Here is an 18944-nt window from a genome sequence, read left to right on the forward strand (position 1 = left end):
ACCGGCACTACCGCCCACGCCAGCAACGCCGCGCCCTCCAGCGCCGCTCGGCCCAGCGGCACCGCCGCGCATGCCGGCATTGCTTTCGCCGATACCGCTCGTCGGCGCCTGCCCCGCGTCCGCACGCTCGCCGGTGCCGCTCAACTGCTCTTGCTCCCCGCTACCGCCCGGCCGGCCCTGATCACTTCCCACGCCAGCGCCACCCACCTGCTCCTGATCGACACCGCCACCCCGCGCCGAGCCGCCACCAGCGGCCTGCTCACCACCTGCGGCCTCGCCACCACCCGCACTGGCGGCCGAGCCCGAGCCGCCACCGGCAGCCTGCTCACCACACGCACCGCCGCTCGACCCCGAGCCGCCACCGGCAGCCTGCTCACCAACCGCGCTGCCGCCCCGATCCCGGCCGGCAGCAGCCCGTCCGCCACCACCCGCGGCCGTGCCGAGGTCGCCCTCTGGGCTCTCCTCCCCCGGCGCGCCACCCCCTTGAACCGGGTCAGGCCTGCCGGCCGCGGCCTGCTCCGCTGCGGCTCCGCGCGGCTCGTCCTCGTGGGGCCCGCCGGGCTTGTCGCTCCTGCTCATCTCACGTCGATTCCTCGGATCGGTCGGGTCAGTCCCTCGGGTCGTCCGGGTCCAGGCCGTGCAGCGGGAACAGCGCGCGGCGCGTGTCCCGGATCGCGACGTCGACCGGGTCGTCCGCCCCGTCCCCCCACGAGTGGTACGTCGTGTCCCGGCCGTCGGTCATCTCCGGCGGCAGCTCGGCGCTCGGCGCGGCCCGCAGGACGGTGTTGACCCAGTTCGGCGGCAGCGGCGTCTCGGGCTTCACGTCGCGGTCGAGGACCGTCGCCATGAGGTGCGTCCACGAGCGCGGCACCACCCGGATCAGCTGGTAACCCCCACCGCCGACGGCCAGCCACCGGCCCTCGGCGTGACGCTCAGCGAGGTCACGGAGAGTAGCGTAGATGGTCCGGTGACCGTCGACCGAGAGCGCGAGGTCCGCGAGCGGGTCCTCCTCGTGGGAGTCGACGCCACACTGGGTCACCAGGATCTGTGGCCGGAACACCTCGAGCAGCGACGGCACGACCGCGTGGAAGGCCCGCAGCCAGCCGGCGTCACGCGTGCCGGGCGGCAGCGGCACGTTCACCGACGTGCCCTCGGCCTCGCCGGACCCGGTCTCGGCGCTGTACCCGGTGCCCGGCCACAGCGTGAACGGGTGCTGGTGCAGCGAGACCGTGAGCACGCGGGGGTCGCCGTAGAAGGCGGCCTGCACGCCATCGCCGTGGTGGACGTCGGTGTCGACGTAGGCGATGCGGTCGAAACCGTGGTCGAGCAGCCAGGAGATGGCCACCGCGCAGTCGTTGTAGACGCAGAACCCGGCGGCGCGGCCGCGCATGGCGTGGTGGAGGCCACCTGCGATGTTCACCGCGCGCCGCGCCTCGCCGTCGGCGATCTTGCGTGCCCCGAGCAGGGTCGAGCCGACCACCAGGGCGGAGGCGTCGTGCATGTCGCTGAACACCGGGTTGTCGGCGGTGCCGAGGCCGTGGCCGACGTCCCAGCCCGCAGTCGGCGCGAGCTTGACCGCCGCCAGGTACTCCTCAGCGTGTATGCGGTACAACTCGGTATCGGTGGCGGGCTCGGGCACGAGCAGTTCCACGCCGTCGAGGACCCCCAGCTCAGTGGCGAGCCGCACGGTGAGGTCGAGCCGGACCGGGTTGAACGGGTGCTCACCGCCGAGGTCGTAACCGAGCAGGGCGGGATCCCAGACGACGGCGGGCTGCATGACGTCCGATGGTAGCCGTGAGGAGCGGGATTATCCTCCCGGTCACCTGGGGTGACCGTCGCCCGGAACGACTACCATGGATTGTCGCGGACGAAGGGGACATCGTGAACGATCTCATCGACACCACAGAGATGTACTTGAAGACCATCTTCGAGCTCGAAGAGGAAGGTGTCGTACCGCTGCGCGCCCGCATCGCCGAGCGGCTGCAGCAGAGCGGTCCGACAGTCAGTCAGACGGTGGCCCGCATGGAACGCGACGGACTGGTGCGCGTCGCCGACGACCGCCACCTGCAGCTGACCGACCACGGCCGGGAGCTGGCCATCGCCGTCATGCGCAAGCACCGGCTCGCGGAGCGGCTGCTGCTCGACGTGATCGGGCTGGAGTGGGAGCACGTGCACACCGAGGCCTGCCACTGGGAGCACGTCATGAGCGAGGCGGTGGAGCGCAAGCTGGTCCGGCTGCTCGACCACCCGACCACCTCGCCCTACGGCAACCCGATCCCTGGTCTGGACAAGCTCGGCGAGGGCGGGCTGCCCGCGCCGCCCGCCGAGGCCGACCTGGTGCGGCTGGACGACTTCGCGCGGTCCGGCGGCGGCAAGGCGGAGATCCGGCGCCTGGCCGAGCACATCCAGCTCGACGAGAAGCTGATGGTGGACCTGAAGGAGGCGGGAGTCGCCCCCGGCAGCGTGGTGTCGGTGCGCCGCGCGGACGGTGGCGGCACCGCGGAACTGACCGGTGAGCTGGGCGCGGTCCAGGTGCCCATGTCGGTGCTGCACGCGGTTCTGGCGCAGGCCAAGTGAGTTCCGCGAGCGAGGCCGCACAGGCGTTCCGGTCCGTGCACGGGCGGCCCCCGTCCGGCGTGTGGTCCGCGCCGGGCCGGGTCAACCTGATCGGCGAGCACACCGACTACAACGACGGTTTCGTGCTGCCGTTCGCCCTGCCGCACCGGCTGGCCGCCGCCGCGTCCCCGCGCGCCGACCAGGTCCTCACCGTGTCCACGCTCGGCTCCGACGGGCGCATCCAGGAAGCCCAGCCGGTCGCGATCCCCGATCTCCGTCCCGGTGGTGTCGACGGCTGGGCCGCGTACCCGGCCGGGGTGGCGTGGGTGCTGCGCGACCACGGTGTCGAGCGCGGCGCCGACGTGGTGCTGGCCGGCGACGTCCCCACCGGAGCCGGGCTGTCCTCCTCCGCCGCGCTGGAGTGCGCGGTGGCGCTGGCCCTGCTCGGGCTGGCCGGCGAAGACGACCCGGGCCTGGAGCGGCGAGCCGAGATCGCGCGCTGGGCCCAGCGCGCCGAGAACGACTTCGTCGGCGCCCCGACCGGCGTGCTCGACCAGACCGCGTCGCTGTGCTGCGTGGACGGTCACGTGCTGTTCCTCGACGTCCGCTCCGGCGAGATGGAACAGGTGCCGTTCGACGCCGCGGCCGCCGGCCTGCGCATCCTGGCCATCGACACGCGCGTCAAGCACGCCCACAGCGAGGGCGGCTACGGTGAGCGCCGCAAGGGCACCGAACGCGCGGCCGACCTGCTCGGCGTCAAGGCGCTGCGGGACGTGGGCCCCGGCGACCTGGACGGCGCGCTCGCACAGCTGCCCGGCGAGCTCGGCCCGCTCGTCCGCCACGTGGTGACGGAGAACCAGCGCGTGCTCGACATCGTCGCCCTGCTCCGGGACGGCCGGATCGGCGACATCGGCCCGCTGCTGACCGCTTCGCACGTCAGCATGCGCGACGACTACCGGATCTCCTGCCCGGAGCTGGACCTCGCCGTGGAGGTCGCGGAGGCCAACGGCGCCCTCGGCGCGCGGATGACCGGCGGCGGGTTCGGCGGCACCGCGATCGCCCTCGTGCCCGAGTCCGCTGTGGACACTGTCGAGGCGGCGGTCACGGAGGCCTTCGACCGAGCGGGCTACCGCTGGCCGCGTGCCTTCGTGGCGGTCCCGTCCCCCGGCGCCGGACGCGACGAGCTGTAATTCGGCGGGGCCGGACCTGTGCGTGGCTCACAGGTTGCTGGTCCACACTGGCGACACCTCCTTTTCCGTTCTCGAGAAAGGCTCCCGACGAGACCATGGCTTCCGACTCCTCGCGCCTCAAGCTGATCGTCACGGGCGGTGCCGGTTATGTCGGCAGCGTCTGCACGGCCCGCCTGCTGGAAGCCGGGCACGAGGTCGTCGTCGTGGACGACCTGTCCACCGGCCACGCGGACGCCGTCCCCGACGGCGCGCGCTTCGTCGAGGGCGACGCCGCCGACGCGACGGCGTCCCTGCTCGGCGAGGGTTTCGACGGCGTGCTGCACTTCGCGGCGAAGTCCCTCGTCGGCGAGTCGATGCAGGACCCGGCCAAGTACTGGCACGGGAACGTGATCACCTCCATCCGTTTGCTGGACGCGATGCGTGCGCACGGCACGCCGCGCCTGGTCTTCTCCTCCACGGCGGCCACCTACGGTGAGCCGGAGCGCAGCCCGATCCCGGAGACCGCGCCCACGATGCCGACCAACACCTACGGTGCGTCGAAGCTCGCCATCGACCACGCGATCACCAGCTACGCGCGGGCGCACGGACTGGCTGCCGTGAGCCTGCGGTACTTCAATGTCGCCGGCGCGTACGGCCGCTTCGGGGAGCGGCACACCACTGAGACCCACCTGATCCCGCTGGTGCTGCAGGTGGCCACCGGGGACCGTCCGCACATCAGCATCTTCGGCGAGGACTACCCCACCGACGACGGCACCGCCGTTCGTGACTACATCCACGTCGCCGACCTCGCCGACGCCCACCTGCTCGCGCTGACGCACGCGCGGGCCGGTGAACACCGCATCTACAACCTGGGCAACGGCACCGGGTTCTCCGTGCGCCAGGTCATCGAGGCGTGCCGGACCGTGACCGGGCACCCGATCCCGGCCGAGGTGGCGCCGCGCCGTGCCGGCGACCCCGCGATCCTGGTGGCCGCCAGCGACCGGGCCCGCGAGGAGCTCGGCTGGAAGCCCGAGCGCGCCGACCTGGAAGGCATCGTCCGCGACGCCTGGCGCTTCACGCAGGAGCGCAAGGCACTCGGCGGCTGATCCACTCGGTAGGGAGTCGACGCCGGCCGAACAGCTCGGCCTGTGCGGCTGATGCGGGTCTGCTCCGCCATTGAGGTGCCTGGCCGGCCTCCACAGCTGGTCCTGCCGTAGCCGACCTCCCCAGGGGTCCACCGTCATGCATTTGCGCGCTGGCTTCCGATGGCGCTCGCGGCTGGGTCACATGGGCATGAGGCCTCCTTCCTGGCAGTCGCTCAGGCGGCGCAGCGTTTCAGGTGGGAGTTGGTGGCTCAGGCAGATCCGGAGGAGCTCCGCGAGGCGGTGGCCGGGGTGGGCGGCCAGCGCGTTATCGAACGCCAGGGCGGCCAGGACGCCGTCCCCGCGGCGGTAGGCCGAGTAGCCGAGCAGCACGGCCGGCTCGGCGCGTTCCGGCATCGGGGTGCGGCGCACGAGTTCGAGCCACAGCCGTTCCGCGACGGTGGCCGGGGGTTCGCCGGGAGGGTCGGCCGTCGTGAGGCAACGGTCGCGCACCGTGAGGTCGGACAGGGCCATCGCCAGGGACACCACGTCTTCGTCGCTCAGGTCGAAGTCGCCTGCGACGGCCCGCGCCAGGGCGGCGCGGACGACGGCGAGGTGCTCGGCCGACTCTGCCTCGCCGAACCAGTCCGGTGCGGCGCCCCTCCCGGCAGTCCGGTCAGCAGGTTCCGCCGCGCCGTGCGGCTCCACCGCGGAACTGCCTGCCGCGGCATGCTTCGCCTTGTCGGGGCTGCCCGCCTGCTTCGCCTTGTCGGAGCTTCCCGGCACAGTCGGGATCGGTCTCGCCGGCCAATTGTCGATCGCTGCGTCCAGCATGCGTTGCCGCCGGGTGATGGCCGCTCGGTCGTCCGGGTCGAGCAGGCGTGCCACTTCCTCGCGGCTGCCGTAGGTCACCTGGCCCGTCGTCGCCATCGTCGCGGCCAAGACGGTTTCCCGGTCGTCCGGCAGCACGCCCCGCAGGCACCTCTCGTGGTAGCACCGCCACCGCGCTCCGCCGCGGATCTCCGGTACCCACAGTGCGTGGTCGACCGGCCGCCCGGAGTCCCCGAAGGCGGACATCAACCGGTGGGCCAGGCCGTTGTGCGGCATCCGGCCCAACGGCGCCCGGTGGCCGGGGCGGCGACCGATGATCACGACCGTCACCCCGGCGCCGGGATGTCGGAGCATGGCGCGCAGGAGCTCTCGGGCCACGTCCGGCTCGCACGTCTCGTCGGGCAGATCCGCGCGGATCACGGGCGTGATCGGGCGTTTCCGGCCGCCGTGGTTGAGCAGGACGACGGACGGGCCGGGCCGGTACGTCAGGAGATGCGGCACCGCCGCGATCAGCTCGCCCGGGTCGGAGATACGGACGGTGATCCGGCCGTCCATGCCGGTGTCGGTGGTCGTGGAAGTCATGAATCAACTATGGGGCAAAAGACCAGTCTTCCCGAAACAGAACGGGATTCTGTGGATGGTTCAGGACGATGTGGACAACTTCCCGCTCGCGCGGGCCGGTGACGCGTTCCTGTCAGGGGTGTGGGGTAGGGTGCCCGCCCTGCTCCGTTCGGTCCACAGTAGATTCCACCCGACCTGACGAAGATCGACACGAGATCGCGCGGTTTTACCGTACGGTTACCTCCGCGGGGCACGAATCCGATTAGGTGGACGTTATGCGGGGCATGAAATGGCGCGTCGTGCTCGCCGGGGTGGGCGCGGGAGTCGCCACTGCCGTGGTCGTCACCTCGCTGACGATCGGCAAGGCGGACACCGGTTCGGTGCCCGTCGCGACGCCCAGCACCCTGCCGCCGCCCCGCACCCTGCCGTCGTCCAGCACCGCGCCGTCGAGCACACCGGTCAGCACCACGCACTCGACGCTGACCGCCGACGAGCGCACGCGGCTCGCCGCCGCCGCGACCGGTGCGGTCACCCACGAGGTGTCCGGGACCACCGTCGGCCTCGCCCTGTACGACACGGCCACCGGTGAACTGCTGACCTCCGCGAACGGGGACCGGCAGTTCTACACGGCGTCGGTGGTCAAGCTCCTGATGGCGATCGATGTGCTGCACACCGGCGGGTGGCACGCCCCCAGCGAGGGGCAGCGCGAGCGCATCGTCGAGATGCTGTCGCTCAGCCACGACGGCGAGGCCGAATCGCTCTGGAACTCGGGCGGGCGTGGATCGATCATCACGCGGATGGCTGATCTGATGCACCTGCAGAACACGCATCCGCCGCGGGTTTCCGACCAGTGGGAGATGACCAGGACGACCCCGAACGACCTGGTGGCCATCTACCGCTACCTGACCACCGAGGTGCCACCCGAGGCGCGGCAGCCGATCCTCGACGGGCTGGCGGCGATCCGGACCCCCGCCGCGGACGGCTTCCCGCAGTACTTCGGCATCCCCGACGGCCTGCCTGGACTGCCGCGCGCGGTGAAGCAGGGCTGGATGGAGATCAACCGGGCCGTCGTGCTGAACACGACCGGGCTCGTGGGGCAGGACTACCGCTACGTCGCGGTGCTGCTGACCGAGCTGCCGGTGGGGACGAGCATCGGCAGGGGACGAGCTGCGCTGACGGCCGGGATCAGCGCCCTGCGGCCGACCGTGAGCGAATTGCCCTGACCTGCTACCGCGGGTCGTGGTGGAAGCAGCGACCGCGGTTAAACTTCCGGGCCGATGGCCGCCAAACTGCACAGCCGCGTCGCCTCCGTGGCGGGCGCCGCGCTCGCCCAGCGCAAGTACGTCGCTCCCGTCGAGGTGTTCACCGCACTCGGCTGGGTGCATCCCTCCCGCGTCGAAGAGTGGCGCCGTGGGCGGTTCAGCCCCCTCGCCAAGGAACTGCCCGTCGACACCGCGCGCATCGCCGAAGCCCTGGAGTGCCTCGGCAGCTGGGCGCGCGCCAACGGGCTGAGCCCGTCCGACAGCGCATACGTCGCGGGCACCCGGGATCGCCGCGACCTGCGGTTCACCGAGGACGACGCGCTCGATCGCCTGTGCCGCACGCATTGGCTGGCCCCAGGCCTGACGGACAAGCAACGCGCACGCCTGACCGAGCGACAGAACAAGGCGCCGGACCTCGCCGTGACCATCGCCGGCAACGACTGGACCTGCGCCGGGTGCGCGACCCGTGGCGCGGCCGGGGACCTGCATCTGCCCGAAGGCGACGGCCACCTGTGCCTCGCCTGCGCCGACTTCGACCACCTGGTCTTCCTGCCCGCCGGCAACGCCGCGCTGTCCCGCCGCGCGAAGCTGGAGAGCACCCTCGCCGTGCTGGTCCTGCGGTTCAACCGGCGGCGCAAACGCCATGAGCGGCAAGGGATCCTCGTCGAAGACGCCGCGCTCGAACGCGCCGAACAGCAGTGCCTCGCCGACGAGGACGTCCGCGCCCGGCGCCGGGAACGGGACGCGCACCGCCGGGCCGCGCAGGACGTCGAGTTCCAGGCCGCGTTCGCGGAGGTCGTCCGGCGGCTGTACCCGGGCTGCCCGGCCGAACGGGCCCAGCTGATCGCCGAGCACGCGGGAACCAGGGGCAGCGGGCGCGTCGGGCGGTCCGCGGCCGGGCGGGCGCTCGACGAGGAAGCCGTGCGGCTCGCGGTGATCGCCTCGGTGCGGCACCTCGACACCGCCTACGACCGGCTGCTCATGGACGGCGTGCCGCGCGCCGACGCCCGGGAGCGGATCCGGGCGGATCTGGACCGGGTGCTGGAAGGGTGGGCCCAGCCTTCAGCCGGGTGAACCGCGAGGGTGAGAAAGGCGGTCCGCCCGGCTCAGCCCTGCGCGATGTAGGCGGCCAGTTGCTGCTGCGTCGCCTCCAGTTCTTCCATCCGGCTCTTCACCACATCGCCGATGCTGACGATCCCGACCAGGCGCCCGCCCTCCACGACGGGCACGTGCCGCACCCGGCGCTGGGTCATCAGCACGCTCAGGTCGTCCACCGAATCACGCGGGGTGCACGTCGCCACCACCGTCGTCATGATCTCCGACACCGGCCGCTCCAGCAGGGCGGGCCCGTGGTCGTTGAGCTTCCGCACCACGTCCCGCTCCGACACGATGCCCGCGATGCCGTCCTCCCCGGCCACGACCATCGCGCCCACGTTGTGCTCCGCCAGCCCGGCGAGCAGATCGGTGATGGACGACTCGGGCCGCACCGTGGCCACCCAGTTCCCCTTGCTCCGCAGTAAGTCGGCGATCCGCATCGACAACCTCCAAGCTGGACGTGACCCGGCTCACATCAGGTTAGAGCCCGGTCGCTGTCCGCGAAAGTCCGCAACTCCCGCTGCCCGGGCTCGATGCGGTCACGGGGGATCGCGCCGAAGCCGAAAACGAATCCGTCCAGGGCATCCCGCACGCCGGTGAAGTCACCGAGGGTGTAGATCCGCACCCCCGCCCGTCGCGCGGCTCGCACCATCGGACGTACCGGCGTCGCGCTGAATGCACTCACATGGAGTCCGGCCGACGACGGGATCAACCGCAGGTCCGGCAACTCGCGCGCGACGACCCGGCACACCACCTCGCGCCGGGCGGCGTACTCGCGGCGCGTGCGGCGGATGTGCCGCGCGAACTCGCCGCTGTCCATGAACTCCGCCAGCGCCGCCTGCGTGAGGCTCGCCGAATGCCAGTCGGTCAGGTACTTCGCCTTCGCCAGCGCCGGCCGCAACCCCGGCGGCGCGACGAGGAACCCGAGTCGCAGCCCGGGCAGCAGCACCTTGGAAAACGATCCGATGTAGAGCACCCGTCCACTGGAATCCAAGCTGCGCAACGGTTCCAGTGGCCGTCCGGTGTAGCGGAACTCGGTGTCGTAGTCGTCCTCCAGTATCGCCGCGTCGTGCCGCCGGGCGCAGTCGATCAGGGCCACCCGCCGCGCCATCGACATCGGCACCCCGAGCGGGAACTGGTGCGACGGCGTCACGTACACCAGGCGGCAGTCATCCGGGATGGCGTCGACGACGATGCCCTCGTCGTCCACCGGCACCCCGACCGGGCGCGCACCCAGCGTCGCGAACAGCTGCCCGGTGGCGGGTAGCCGGGGTCCTCGACGGCGACCCGGGCGCCCGGCTCGACCAGCACCCGGGCGGCGAGATCCACCGCCTGCTGCGATCCGTTGGTGACCAGCACGTCGTCCGCCGTGACCCGGACCGCCCGCGACACGCCGATGTGCCGCGCCATCGCCTCCCGCAGACCGGGGTGCCCGTGCGGATCGCCGTAGGTGAGCAGGTCGTGCCGGGATCGCCGAAGCTGCTGGCTGGCCAGGCGGCGCCAGGTGTCGAACGGGAACAACGAGACGTCCGGGGCGCCGGAGCGGAAGTCGAACGACGGCTGCTCGCGGAACCGGTCCGGCGGGCGGGGCACGGCGTCCCACACCGGGACCGCGGTGAGCGAAGCCGGCCCGCTGTCCGGTGGCCGGCCGTCCCGCCGGGCGCCCGCGCCGACAAACGTGCCCGCGCCGACCCGCGATTCCAGGAACCCCTCGGCGACCAGGCGGTCGTACGCGGCGCTGACCGTGTTGCGCGACACCGCGAGCCGGTGGGCGGCAGGGCGTCCCCGTCGCGCAGGCGGCCGTCGAGGATCGGTTCGCGGATCTGGCGGTAGATGGCATCCCGCCGGCCCCGGCCGGCCCCCAGCTCGATCTGGATGTCCACCTCGCAGCCTGGCCCAGCTCTCTTGACCGAGTTTCGCACCTTCAGCAGGGCCACTGGCCGCTCCAAGTTGAGAACATGGACATCCGAGACCTCGACCGGCGGGTCCTCGCCGAGATGGACAAGATCGTTTCCGGTCTCACCGACCTCGGCCTGCGGACACCGTGCGCGGGGTGGACGCTCGGTGACGACCCGTACCGCGCCTACGCGAAGTCGGTCGACGCCTTCCTCGCCGCCTCCGCCGACGACACCGTGCTGGACCGCGAGGTGACGGTCCGAGAGTTCGGGACCTTCCCCGCGCCGGTCGCGCTCACCATGCACCTGGTCGACTCGGTCGCGCACGGCTGGGACCTCGCCCGCACCCTCGACGCGCCCTACGAACCCGACCCGGAGGCCGTGCACGTCGCGCTCCGGTTCGCCGAGCGGATGCGCACCCGGCCGCGCCCCGACGACGACGTCTTCGCGCCCGCCGTGGCGATCGCTCCGGACGCCGGTGAACTGGACCGGTTCCCCGCGCTGACCGGCCGCGACCCCGCCTGGCGTTGAAAATCATCCCCACCTGGCAGGATGGGGACATGGCTGACGAAGACCCGTACCTCTGGCTCGAGGACGTGACCGGCGAGCGGGCGCTCGACTGGGTCCGGCAGCGCAACGCCGAATCGGTCGCCGAGCTCACCGGCGGCACGCGGTTCGAGCAGCTGCGCGACGAGGCCCGCGAGGTGCTCGACGCCGACGACCGGATCCCCTACATCCGCCGCCGCGGCGAGTACTTCTACAACTTCTGGCAGGACGCGGCGCACCCGCGCGGCCTGTGGCGGCGCACCACGCTCGACTCCTACCGCACCGAGCGGCCCGACTGGGACGTCCTGCTCGACGTGGACGCCCTGGCCGAGGCCGAGGGCGAGAACTGGGTCTGGCAGGGCGCGGCGGTGCTGCGGCCGTCGTACCGGCGCGGGCTGGCCGAACTGTCCCGCGGTGGCGCGGACGCGGCCGTCGTGCGCGAGTTCGACCTGGAGGCGCGGGAGTTCGTCGCGGGCGGGTTCGAACTCCCGGAGGCCAAGAGCCGCGTCGGCTGGATCGACGAGGACCGCATCTACGTCGGCACCAACTTCGGCCCCGGCTCGATGACGGCGTCCGGCTATCCGCGGATCATGAAGGAGTGGCGCCGCGGCACCCCGCTCGCCGAGGCCGTCACGGTCTTCGAAGGCAAGCCCGATGACGTCGCGGTGTTCGCCTACCACGACCCGACGCCCGGGTTCCAGCGCGACTTCGTCGGCCGCGCCATCGACTTCTACCGCACGGAGAAGTTCCTGCGCACCCCCGACGGCCTGGTCAAGCTCGACGTGCCGGAGGACGCGCAGACCAGCACCCACAAGGAGTGGCTGCTGATCCGCACCCGCACGGCCTGGACGGTCGGCGGCCGCGACTACGCGCCCGGCACGCTGCTCGCCGCGCGGTTCGACGACTACCTGGCAGGCGAGCGCGACCTCACCGTCCTGTTCGAGCCGGACGGGCGCACCTCGCTGGAGGCCTGGGACTGGACGTGCAACCACCTGCTGCTCACCACCCTCGCCGACGTGCACACCGAGCTGCACGTGCTCACCCCCGGCGAGGACGGCTGGCGCCGCGAGCCGCTGGCCGGGGCTCCGGAGCTGGGCACCGCGGAAATCGTCGACACCGATCCCGACCACAGCGACGAGTACCTGCTCAACACCAGCGGCTTCACCCAGCCCGCGACCCTCTGCTACGGGCACGTCGGGGGCGAGACCGAGATCCTGAAGCAGGCCCCGGCCCGCTTCGACGCCTCGGACATCACCGTCGAGCAGCACTTCGCCACCTCGAAGGACGGCACGCGGATCCCGTACTTCGTGGTGCGGCCGCGCAACGGGGACGGTCCGACGATGCTCACCGGCTACGGCGGGTTCGAGGTGTCCCGCCTGCCCGCGTACAGCGGTGTGACCGGCCGCGGCTGGCTCGCGCGCGGCGGCACCTACGTGCTCGCGAACATCCGCGGCGGCGGCGAGTACGGGCCGGGCTGGCACACCGGCGCGATCAAGGAGAACCGGTACCTGGTCTACGAGGACTTCGCCGCGGTCGCCGCGGACCTCGTCGAGCGCGGCATCACGACGCCGGAACGCCTGGGCATCCACGGCGGCAGCAACGGCGGCCTGCTGATGGGCGTCATGCTCACCCGCTACCCCGGGCTGTTCGGCGCGATCGTCAGCCAGGTTCCGCTGCTGGACATGAAGCGCTACCACCTGCTGCTGGCCGGCGCGTCCTGGATGGCCGAGTACGGCGACCCGGACGATCCGGCGGAATGGGAGTACATCTCGAAGTACTCGCCCTACCAGAACGTCCACAAGGGACGGAAGTACCCGCCCACGCTGTTCATGACGTCCACCCGCGACGACCGGGTGCACCCGGCGCACGCGCGCAAGATGATGGCGCGCATGCTCGAGCAGGGGCACGACGTGCGGTACTACGAGAACATCGAGGGCGGGCACGGCGCCGCGGCGGACAACGAGCAGCTGGCCTACAAGTGGGCGCTGCTGTTCGAGTTCCTCTGGCAGCAGCTCAGCAGCTGACCGCTCGCCGCCACCGCGGCGGCGAGCACGAACGCCCAGCCGAACGCGCCGGTGGCCACCACCGCGCCCATCGCCGCGACGTCGACGGTCGCCCCGACCTGGCGGACGGCGTTGAGCAGGCCACCGGCGGTTCCGGCGTAGCCGTCGGGCGCGGCGGTCACCACGCCGGTGACGAGCGCGGGCAGGGCGAGGGAGACACCGAGGCCGAGCAACAGGAGCCCGCACGCCAGCAGCGGGTAGGGCGCGTGGACGGTCGCGGCCAGGACAACGGCGCCTGCGGTCAGCAGGGTCAGCCCGGCGACGACCGGGAGGCGCGGACCGCGGGAGGCGACGATCCGGCTGGTCAACAACGGGTTGAACGCGGTCGGCAAGGTGAGCGGGAGGAACGCCAGCCCGGTCTCGACGGGGGTGAGGTGACGCTCGTCCTGCAGCAGCAGGGTCACCGCGAACAAGGCGCCGGAGAGCACGAAGTTCACCGCCGCGCCGGCGAACAGGTTCACCGCGACGCCCCGGCTGCGCACCAGGACCGGCGGCACGGACGGGGCCGCCGACCGGCGCTCCCGGTGGACGAACAACGCGAGCACCAGCAGCGCGAGGACGGCCGCGACGGGCTGGGCGTCGACGATCGCCTCGGTCAGCAGGCCGAGGAACACGCACGTGGCGGGCTGGCTCCGGACGTCGAAGCCGCGACCGGCGGGCGCGGTCTCGCGGCCACGTGTGAGGGCCAGGCCGAGGGCCGCGAGCGGCACGTTGACGAAGAACACCGCCCGCCAGTCCGCGAGGTCGACCAGCAGCCCGCCCGCGATCGGCCCGGCGGCGAGCGCGACGCCGGTGATGGCCGCCCACGCGCCGAGCGCCTTCGCCCGCGCGGCCGGGTCGGGGTGCAGGCGCTGATCAGCGCGAGGGAGCTGGGCAGGCACGCCGCGCCCGCGACGCCGAGCAGGACGCGCAGCACAACCAGGACGGTCAGGTTCGACGCGAACGCCGAGGCCAGCGAGAGGACGCCGAAGCTCGCGACGCCCCAGCGGAACACGCGCGGCGGCCCGAACCGGTCGGCGAGGGCGCCGCCGCCGAGCAGGAACGCGGCGAACGAGACGGTGTAGCCGTTGACCACCCATTGCTGGCCGGCGACCGCGCCGCCGAGGTCGGCGCGGATGCCGGGCAGCGCGACCGTGAGGACGGTGGTGTCCAGCAGGACGAGGAAGTAGGCGAGGGAGAGGCCGAGGAGGCTGCCCCGGGTAGCGGTTGTCGTCACGGCGGCGACTCTCCGGTTCCGGGGGTCGCTGCTCAACGGGCGGGACCGGATGCGCCGTCAGGTTTTTCCGGAGGGGAGTCGGGAGCTCATCCGGCTGCGCCGGGGTGCCCGTCTCCGCGTGGAGCTGCTCCGCAGGCTGCGTTCGGGTTTTCCGAACGCCTCCTCGCTAGAGTCGATCTCATGGAGTTGCGGCAGTTGCGGGCGTTCGTCGCGGTGGCGTCAGCCGGCTCGGTCACCGGTGCGGCCTCGCTGCTTGAGCTGTCGCCAGGGACGGTCTCGGAGCACGTGCGGTCGCTGGAGAGCTCGCTCGGGGTGGTGCTGTTCGAGCGCAAACCGACCGGCATGGTGCTCGCCGAGCGCGGGCGCCTGCTGCTGCCCGAGGCGCGGCGGCTGCTCGACCAGGCCGAGTCGATCCGGCGCCTGGTGAGCGACGAACGCACCCGGTTCACCGTCGGGGCGCTCGAAACGCTCGTCGCCACGCGGCTGCCCGCCGTCGTCGCCCGGCTCGGGGATCGGCGGCCCGACGTCGATCTGGCCGTGCGGTCCCTGATGCGGCAACCGTTGCCGCGCGCGGTGGCGGACGGCTCGCTGGACGCGGGTCTGCTCCTGGACACCGGAACAGCACTGGGCGCACTGGGCTTCGACGGCAGCGATCTGTCCTTTGTGGACATCGAGACCGGCTGCACCTGGTCGCCCACCCCGGGTACGACGGCGACGCCCTGCTGGTCACGCCGGACGGGTGCTCGTTCCGGATGGCCGCCGACCGGTTGCTGGGCACGGGCGGCAGGCGGCTGGAGTTCGACAGCGTGTCGACGATCCGGTCGTGGGTGGCGCAGGGCCCCGGCGTCGCGCTGCTGCCGGACTTCGCGGTCGGCGGCGACCTCGCGGACGGCACGCTCGTCGCGCAGCCCCTGGCGGAGCGCACCGAGCTGGCGTTGCGCGTCGTGTGGCGCACCGACCGCGAGGACGACCTGCGCGAAGTCCTCTACGCGATGGCGGCCTGAGCGGCCAGGAACTCCTCGAAGGTGGTGCGGCCCGAGGTGTCCGGCGTCAGGTGGTGACCGGCCCGGTAGGCGCGGGCGGTGGCGCCGGGGAGCGGGACCGGCACGAGCACGCGCCGGCGGCCCCGGTGGCGCAGGTAGCTCCGGGCCAGGTCGGCGAAATCCCGCACCTCGCGGCCGCCCATGTCCGGCGCCCGGCCGGCGGGGTCGTGGAGGGCAAGGTCCGCCAGGCGCGCGGCCACCTCACCCGCGTCGACCGGCTGGAACCGGAACCCGGCCGGGTACAGGACGGCCGGCAGGTGGCGCTGGACCTCCACGACGCGGCACAACAGGTCGTGGAACTGGGTGGCCCGCAGGATCGTCCACGGCAGCCCCGACGCGACGACGGCCTCCTCCGCGGCGAGCTTCGCGCGGTAGTACGGGAGCGGGACCCGGTCGACGCCGACGATCGAGATGTACACGACGTGCGGTTCACCGTGGCGCCGCGCGATGTCGAGGAGACTCCTGGTGGTGGCGACGTCCTTGCCGCCGAGCGTGGTCGCGCAGTGCACGATCACGTCCGCGTCCGCCACCGCCGCGTCGATGCCCTGCCGGGTGCGGAGGTCGCCGGTGCGCCAGGCGTAGGCCGTGCCGTCCGGCGCCGGACGACGGCTCAGCACCCGCACCTCCCGCTCCGGCTCGAGCAGACGCCGGGCGACCGCCCGGCCGAGCACACCGGTACCACCGGCGACGAGGATCGTTTCGCTCATGCTGAGAAGACTCCGCAGGCAGCGGAAACGTGACAACGGCCGGGCGCGAAAGCACCCGGCCGCAGCCACATCTTCAGGTCAGCTGCATCCGGAGGTGGCGCCGCAGCCCTCGCAGGCGTAGCAGGAGCCCGCGGGGCGCATCTTCGTTCCGCAGGTCATGCACAACGGCGCGTCGGCGGCCTTGCCGAGGTGCAGGTCCATCAGCTCGGCCGTGCTGTGGACAGCCTGGGGCTGCTCCGCCGGCTCGGCCTTCGCGGGGCTTGAGTCGACCGTGCTGCGCAGCGCCTCCAGGTCGACCTGCTCGGCCGGCTGCGAACCGTAGCCCGTCTCCACCTGGGCGGCCCGCTCGGCCGCGGTGAAGATGCCCAGCTCGGCCCGCTTCTCATACGGCAGGTAGTCCAGCGCGAGGCGGCGGAACAGGTAGTCCAGCACGCTGGTGGCGATCCGGATGTCCGGGTCGTCCGTCATGCCTGCCGGCTCGAAGCGCAGGTTCGAGAACTTCGAGACGTAGAACTCGAGCGGGATGCCGTACTGCAGGCCCACCGAGATCGACATCGAGAAGGCGTCCATGACACCCGCCAGCGTCGACCCCTGCTTGCCCAGCTTCACGAAGATCTCGCCCAGCCCGTCGTCCGGGTACGAGCCGGCGTGCAGGTAGCCCTCCGCGCCGCCGACCGTGAACGACAGCGTCTGGCTCGGGCGCTTCTTCGGCAGCCGCTTGCGGATCGGCTTGTACTCGACGACCTTCTCCGGCTCGGCGGCCTCGGCGGTCTCGGCCTTCTTCTTCGCACTGGACAGCGGCTGGCCGACCTTGCAGTTGTCGCGGTAGATCGCCAGCGCCTTGAGGCCCAGCTTCCAGCCCTGGAAGTAGATCTCCTCGATCTCCTCGACCGTCGCCGTCTCCGGCATGTTGACCGTCTTGGAGATCGCGCCGGACAGGAACGGCTGCACCGCGGCCATCATGCGGACGTGGCCCATCGGGGCGATGGACCGCTCGCCGATGGCGCAGTCGTACACCTCGTAGTGCTCCGGGCGCAGGCCCGGCGCGTCGACCACATGGCCGTGCTCGGCGATGTACTCGACGATCGCCTCGATCTGCTCGTCCTGGTAGCCCAGAGTCTTGAGCGAGCGCGGGATGGTCTGGTTGACGATCTGCATCGAGCCGCCGCCGACGAGCTTCTTGAACTTCACCAGCGAGAAGTCCGGCTCGATCCCGGTGGTGTCGCAGTCCATCATGAAGCCGATGGTGCCGGTCGGCGCGAGCACGCTGGCCTGCGCGTTGCGCCAGCCGTTCTTCGCGCCGATCTCGATGCCCTTCTGCCACTCGCGGGTGGCCAGGTCGCGGATCGCCACGTCGTTGGTGTGCATCGTGCGGATCGCGTCGTTGGCCGCGGCGTGCTTGCGCATGACGCGCTGGTGCGCCTCGGCGTTGCGGCTGTAGCCCTCGTACGCGCCGACCACACCGGCCATCTCGGCCGAGCGGCGGTAGGACGTGCCGGTCATCAGCGAGGTGATGCTCGCGGCGAGCGCGCGGCCGCCGTCGGAGTCGTACGCGTGCCCGGTGGCCATCAGCAGCGCGCCCAGGTTGGCGTAGCCGATGCCCAGCTGGCGGAACTTGCGGGTGGTTTCGCCGATCGCCTCGGTCGGGAAGTCCGCGAAGCAGATCGAGATGTCCATCGCGGTGATGACGAACTCGACCGCCTTGACGAACAGCTCACCGTCGAACGTGCCGTCGTCCTTGAGGAACTTCAGCAGGTTCAGCGACGCCAGGTTGCAGCTGGAGTTGTCCAGGTGCATGTACTCGCTGCACGGGTTCGACGCGGTGATCCGGCCCGACTCGGGGCAGGTGTGCCAGTCGTTGATCGTGTCGTCGTACTGCAGCCCAGGGTCCGCGCACTCCCACGCGGCCTGCGCCATCGAGCGGAACAGCTTCCGCGCGTTCACGGTGTCGATGACCTCGCCCGTGAGGCGCGCACGCAGCCCGAACTCGGCGTCGGACTCGACGGCGCGCATGAACTCGTCGCTGACGCGCACCGAGTTGTTCGCGTTCTGGTACTGCACCGATGTGATGTCGGCGCCGGAGAGGTCCATGTCGAAGCCCGCGTCGCGCAGCACGCGGATCTTCTCCTCCTCGCGCGCCTTGGTCTGGATGAACTCCTCGATGTCCGGGTGGTCGACGTCGAGGACGACCATCTTCGCCGCGCGCCGGGTGGCGCCACCGGACTTGATGGTGCCCGCCGATGCGTCGGCGCCACGCATGAAGGACACCGGGCCGGACGCGGTGCCGCCGGAGGACAGCAGCTCCTTGGAGGACCGGATGCGGGAGAGGTTGATGCCCGCGCCGGACCCGCCGCGGAAGATCATCCCCTCTTCCTTGTACCAGTCGAGGATCGACTCCATGGTGTCGTCGACCGCGAGGATGAAGCAGGCGGAGACCTGCTGCTTGGAGGAGGTGCCGACGTTGAACCACACCGGGGAGTTGAAGCTGAAGACCTGGTGCAGCAGCATCCAGGTGAGCTCGTGCTCGAAGACCTCGGCGTCGGTGGCCGTCGCGAAGTAACCGTGCTCGGTGCCGGCCTTCACGTAGGCGTGCACGACGCGGTCGATGAGCTGCTTGAGGCTGCGCTCGCGCTGCGGACTGCCCACCGCACCGCGGAAGTACTTGCTGGTGACGATGTTGGTCGCGTTCATCGACCAGAACTCGGGGAACTCGACGCCCCGCTGTTCGAAGTTGACCGACCCGTCACGCCAGTTGGTCATGACGACGTCGCGCTGCTCCCAGGCGACCTCGTCGTACGGGTGCACGCCCTCGGTCGTGAACACCCGGCTGATCTTCAGTCCCCGCTTGCCCCGCTTCGCCGACTTGCCGCTCGCCGTGCTCGCACCCACGGTCTCGGTCATCGATTCGTCCCTCCCGC

At 71.7% G+C, this 18944-nt stretch carries 14 protein-coding genes and 3 pseudogenes; 9 read left to right on the forward strand and 8 right to left on the reverse strand.

Annotated features, from left to right (window positions below; translation table 11 throughout):
• Positions 1 to 607: 607 nt before the first annotated feature.
• On the reverse strand, positions 608 to 1777 hold the full coding sequence (locus tag AMETH_RS24910; protein WP_017983897.1) for an acetoin utilization protein AcuC: 1170 nt from the start codon (positions 1775 to 1777) through the stop codon (positions 608 to 610).
• A gap of 104 nt (positions 1778 to 1881) precedes the next feature.
• Here AMETH_RS24910 and AMETH_RS24915 point away from each other — a divergent pair, with 104 nt between their 5' ends.
• From AMETH_RS24915 to galE, 3 genes are all read left to right on the forward strand, one after another.
• The gene (locus tag AMETH_RS24915) at positions 1882 to 2577 is read left to right on the forward strand and encodes an iron-dependent transcriptional repressor DtxR (protein WP_017983898.1); all 696 of its coding nucleotides are present in this window, start codon (positions 1882 to 1884) and stop codon (positions 2575 to 2577) included.
• Positions 2574 to 3746, forward strand: a complete 1173-nt coding sequence (gene galK, locus AMETH_RS24920) for a galactokinase (protein ID WP_017983899.1) — start codon at positions 2574 to 2576, stop codon at positions 3744 to 3746. Before AMETH_RS24915 ends, galK begins: the two co-directional genes overlap by 4 nt.
• Before the next feature lie 95 nt (positions 3747 to 3841).
• Complete coding sequence (gene galE / locus AMETH_RS24925) at positions 3842 to 4831, forward strand: UDP-glucose 4-epimerase GalE (RefSeq protein WP_017983900.1); 990 nt, start codon at positions 3842 to 3844, stop codon at positions 4829 to 4831.
• A gap of 177 nt (positions 4832 to 5008) precedes the next feature.
• Here galE and AMETH_RS24930 read toward each other — a convergent pair whose 3' ends face one another.
• Complete coding sequence (locus AMETH_RS24930) at positions 5009 to 6220, reverse strand: DUF4192 domain-containing protein (RefSeq protein WP_017983901.1); 1212 nt, start codon at positions 6218 to 6220, stop codon at positions 5009 to 5011.
• A gap of 254 nt (positions 6221 to 6474) precedes the next feature.
• Between AMETH_RS24930 and AMETH_RS24935 the strand changes: the two genes are divergently transcribed.
• Complete coding sequence (locus AMETH_RS24935; protein ID WP_017983902.1) at positions 6475 to 7422, forward strand: serine hydrolase; 948 nt, start codon at positions 6475 to 6477, stop codon at positions 7420 to 7422.
• 54 nt (positions 7423 to 7476) lie between these two features.
• Complete coding sequence (locus AMETH_RS24940) at positions 7477 to 8535, forward strand: DUF2293 domain-containing protein (protein ID WP_017983903.1); 1059 nt, start codon at positions 7477 to 7479, stop codon at positions 8533 to 8535.
• Positions 8536 to 8567: 32 nt separating this feature from the next.
• Here AMETH_RS24940 and AMETH_RS24945 read toward each other — a convergent pair whose 3' ends face one another.
• Both AMETH_RS24945 and pdxR read right to left on the reverse strand, forming a co-directional pair.
• A complete protein-coding gene (locus AMETH_RS24945) occupies positions 8568 to 8996 on the reverse strand; it encodes a CBS domain-containing protein (protein WP_017983904.1) in 429 nt (142 codons plus the stop codon).
• Positions 8997 to 9031: 35 nt separating this feature from the next.
• Positions 9032 to 10439: pseudogene (gene pdxR, locus AMETH_RS24950) on the reverse strand (MocR-like pyridoxine biosynthesis transcription factor PdxR).
• A 75-nt stretch (positions 10440 to 10514) separates the two neighbouring features.
• Here pdxR and AMETH_RS24955 point away from each other — a divergent pair.
• Complete coding sequence (locus AMETH_RS24955; protein WP_017983905.1) at positions 10515 to 10982, forward strand: TIGR03086 family metal-binding protein; 468 nt, start codon at positions 10515 to 10517, stop codon at positions 10980 to 10982.
• A gap of 29 nt (positions 10983 to 11011) precedes the next feature.
• On the forward strand, positions 11012 to 13021 hold the full coding sequence (locus AMETH_RS24960) for a prolyl oligopeptidase family serine peptidase (RefSeq protein WP_017983906.1): 2010 nt from the start codon (positions 11012 to 11014) through the stop codon (positions 13019 to 13021).
• On the opposite strand, the gene AMETH_RS24965 is transcribed toward AMETH_RS24960, so the two are convergent.
• Together AMETH_RS24965 and AMETH_RS41695 are read right to left on the reverse strand one after the other, a co-directional pair.
• Positions 12970 to 13941 (reverse strand): MFS transporter, encoded by a 972-nt coding sequence (locus tag AMETH_RS24965; RefSeq protein ID WP_267283447.1) that lies wholly within the window; start codon positions 13939 to 13941, stop codon positions 12970 to 12972. The genes AMETH_RS24960 and AMETH_RS24965 overlap by 52 nt on opposite strands.
• Positions 13941 to 14276: pseudogene (locus AMETH_RS41695) on the reverse strand (MFS transporter); the annotation flags it as partial. The pseudogene AMETH_RS41695 and the gene AMETH_RS24965, both read right to left, overlap by 1 nt.
• A 180-nt stretch (positions 14277 to 14456) precedes the next feature.
• On the opposite strand from AMETH_RS41695, the pseudogene AMETH_RS42760 reads away from it, so the two are divergent.
• Together AMETH_RS42760 and AMETH_RS39345 are read left to right on the forward strand one after the other, a co-directional pair.
• Positions 14457 to 14828 (forward strand): annotated as a pseudogene (locus tag AMETH_RS42760) (LysR family transcriptional regulator); the annotation flags it as partial.
• A gap of 170 nt (positions 14829 to 14998) precedes the next feature.
• Positions 14999 to 15280: a LysR substrate-binding domain-containing protein gene (locus AMETH_RS39345; protein ID WP_267283495.1), complete on the forward strand. Its 282-nt coding sequence runs from the start codon at positions 14999 to 15001 to the stop codon at positions 15278 to 15280.
• Here AMETH_RS39345 and AMETH_RS24975 read toward each other — a convergent pair.
• A complete protein-coding gene (locus tag AMETH_RS24975) occupies positions 15262 to 16026 on the reverse strand; it encodes an SDR family oxidoreductase (RefSeq protein ID WP_017983909.1) in 765 nt (254 codons plus the stop codon). The two genes, AMETH_RS39345 and AMETH_RS24975, sit on opposite strands and share 19 nt — an antisense overlap.
• A gap of 78 nt (positions 16027 to 16104) precedes the next feature.
• Positions 16105 to 18927, reverse strand: a complete 2823-nt coding sequence (locus AMETH_RS24980) for a vitamin B12-dependent ribonucleotide reductase (RefSeq protein ID WP_017983910.1) — start codon at positions 18925 to 18927, stop codon at positions 16105 to 16107.
• Between the last annotated feature and the right edge of the window lie 17 nt (positions 18928 to 18944).

The sequence above is a fragment of the Amycolatopsis methanolica 239 genome (genome assembly GCF_000739085.1).
GTDB classification, from domain to species: domain Bacteria; phylum Actinomycetota; class Actinomycetes; order Mycobacteriales; family Pseudonocardiaceae; genus Amycolatopsis_E; species Amycolatopsis_E methanolica.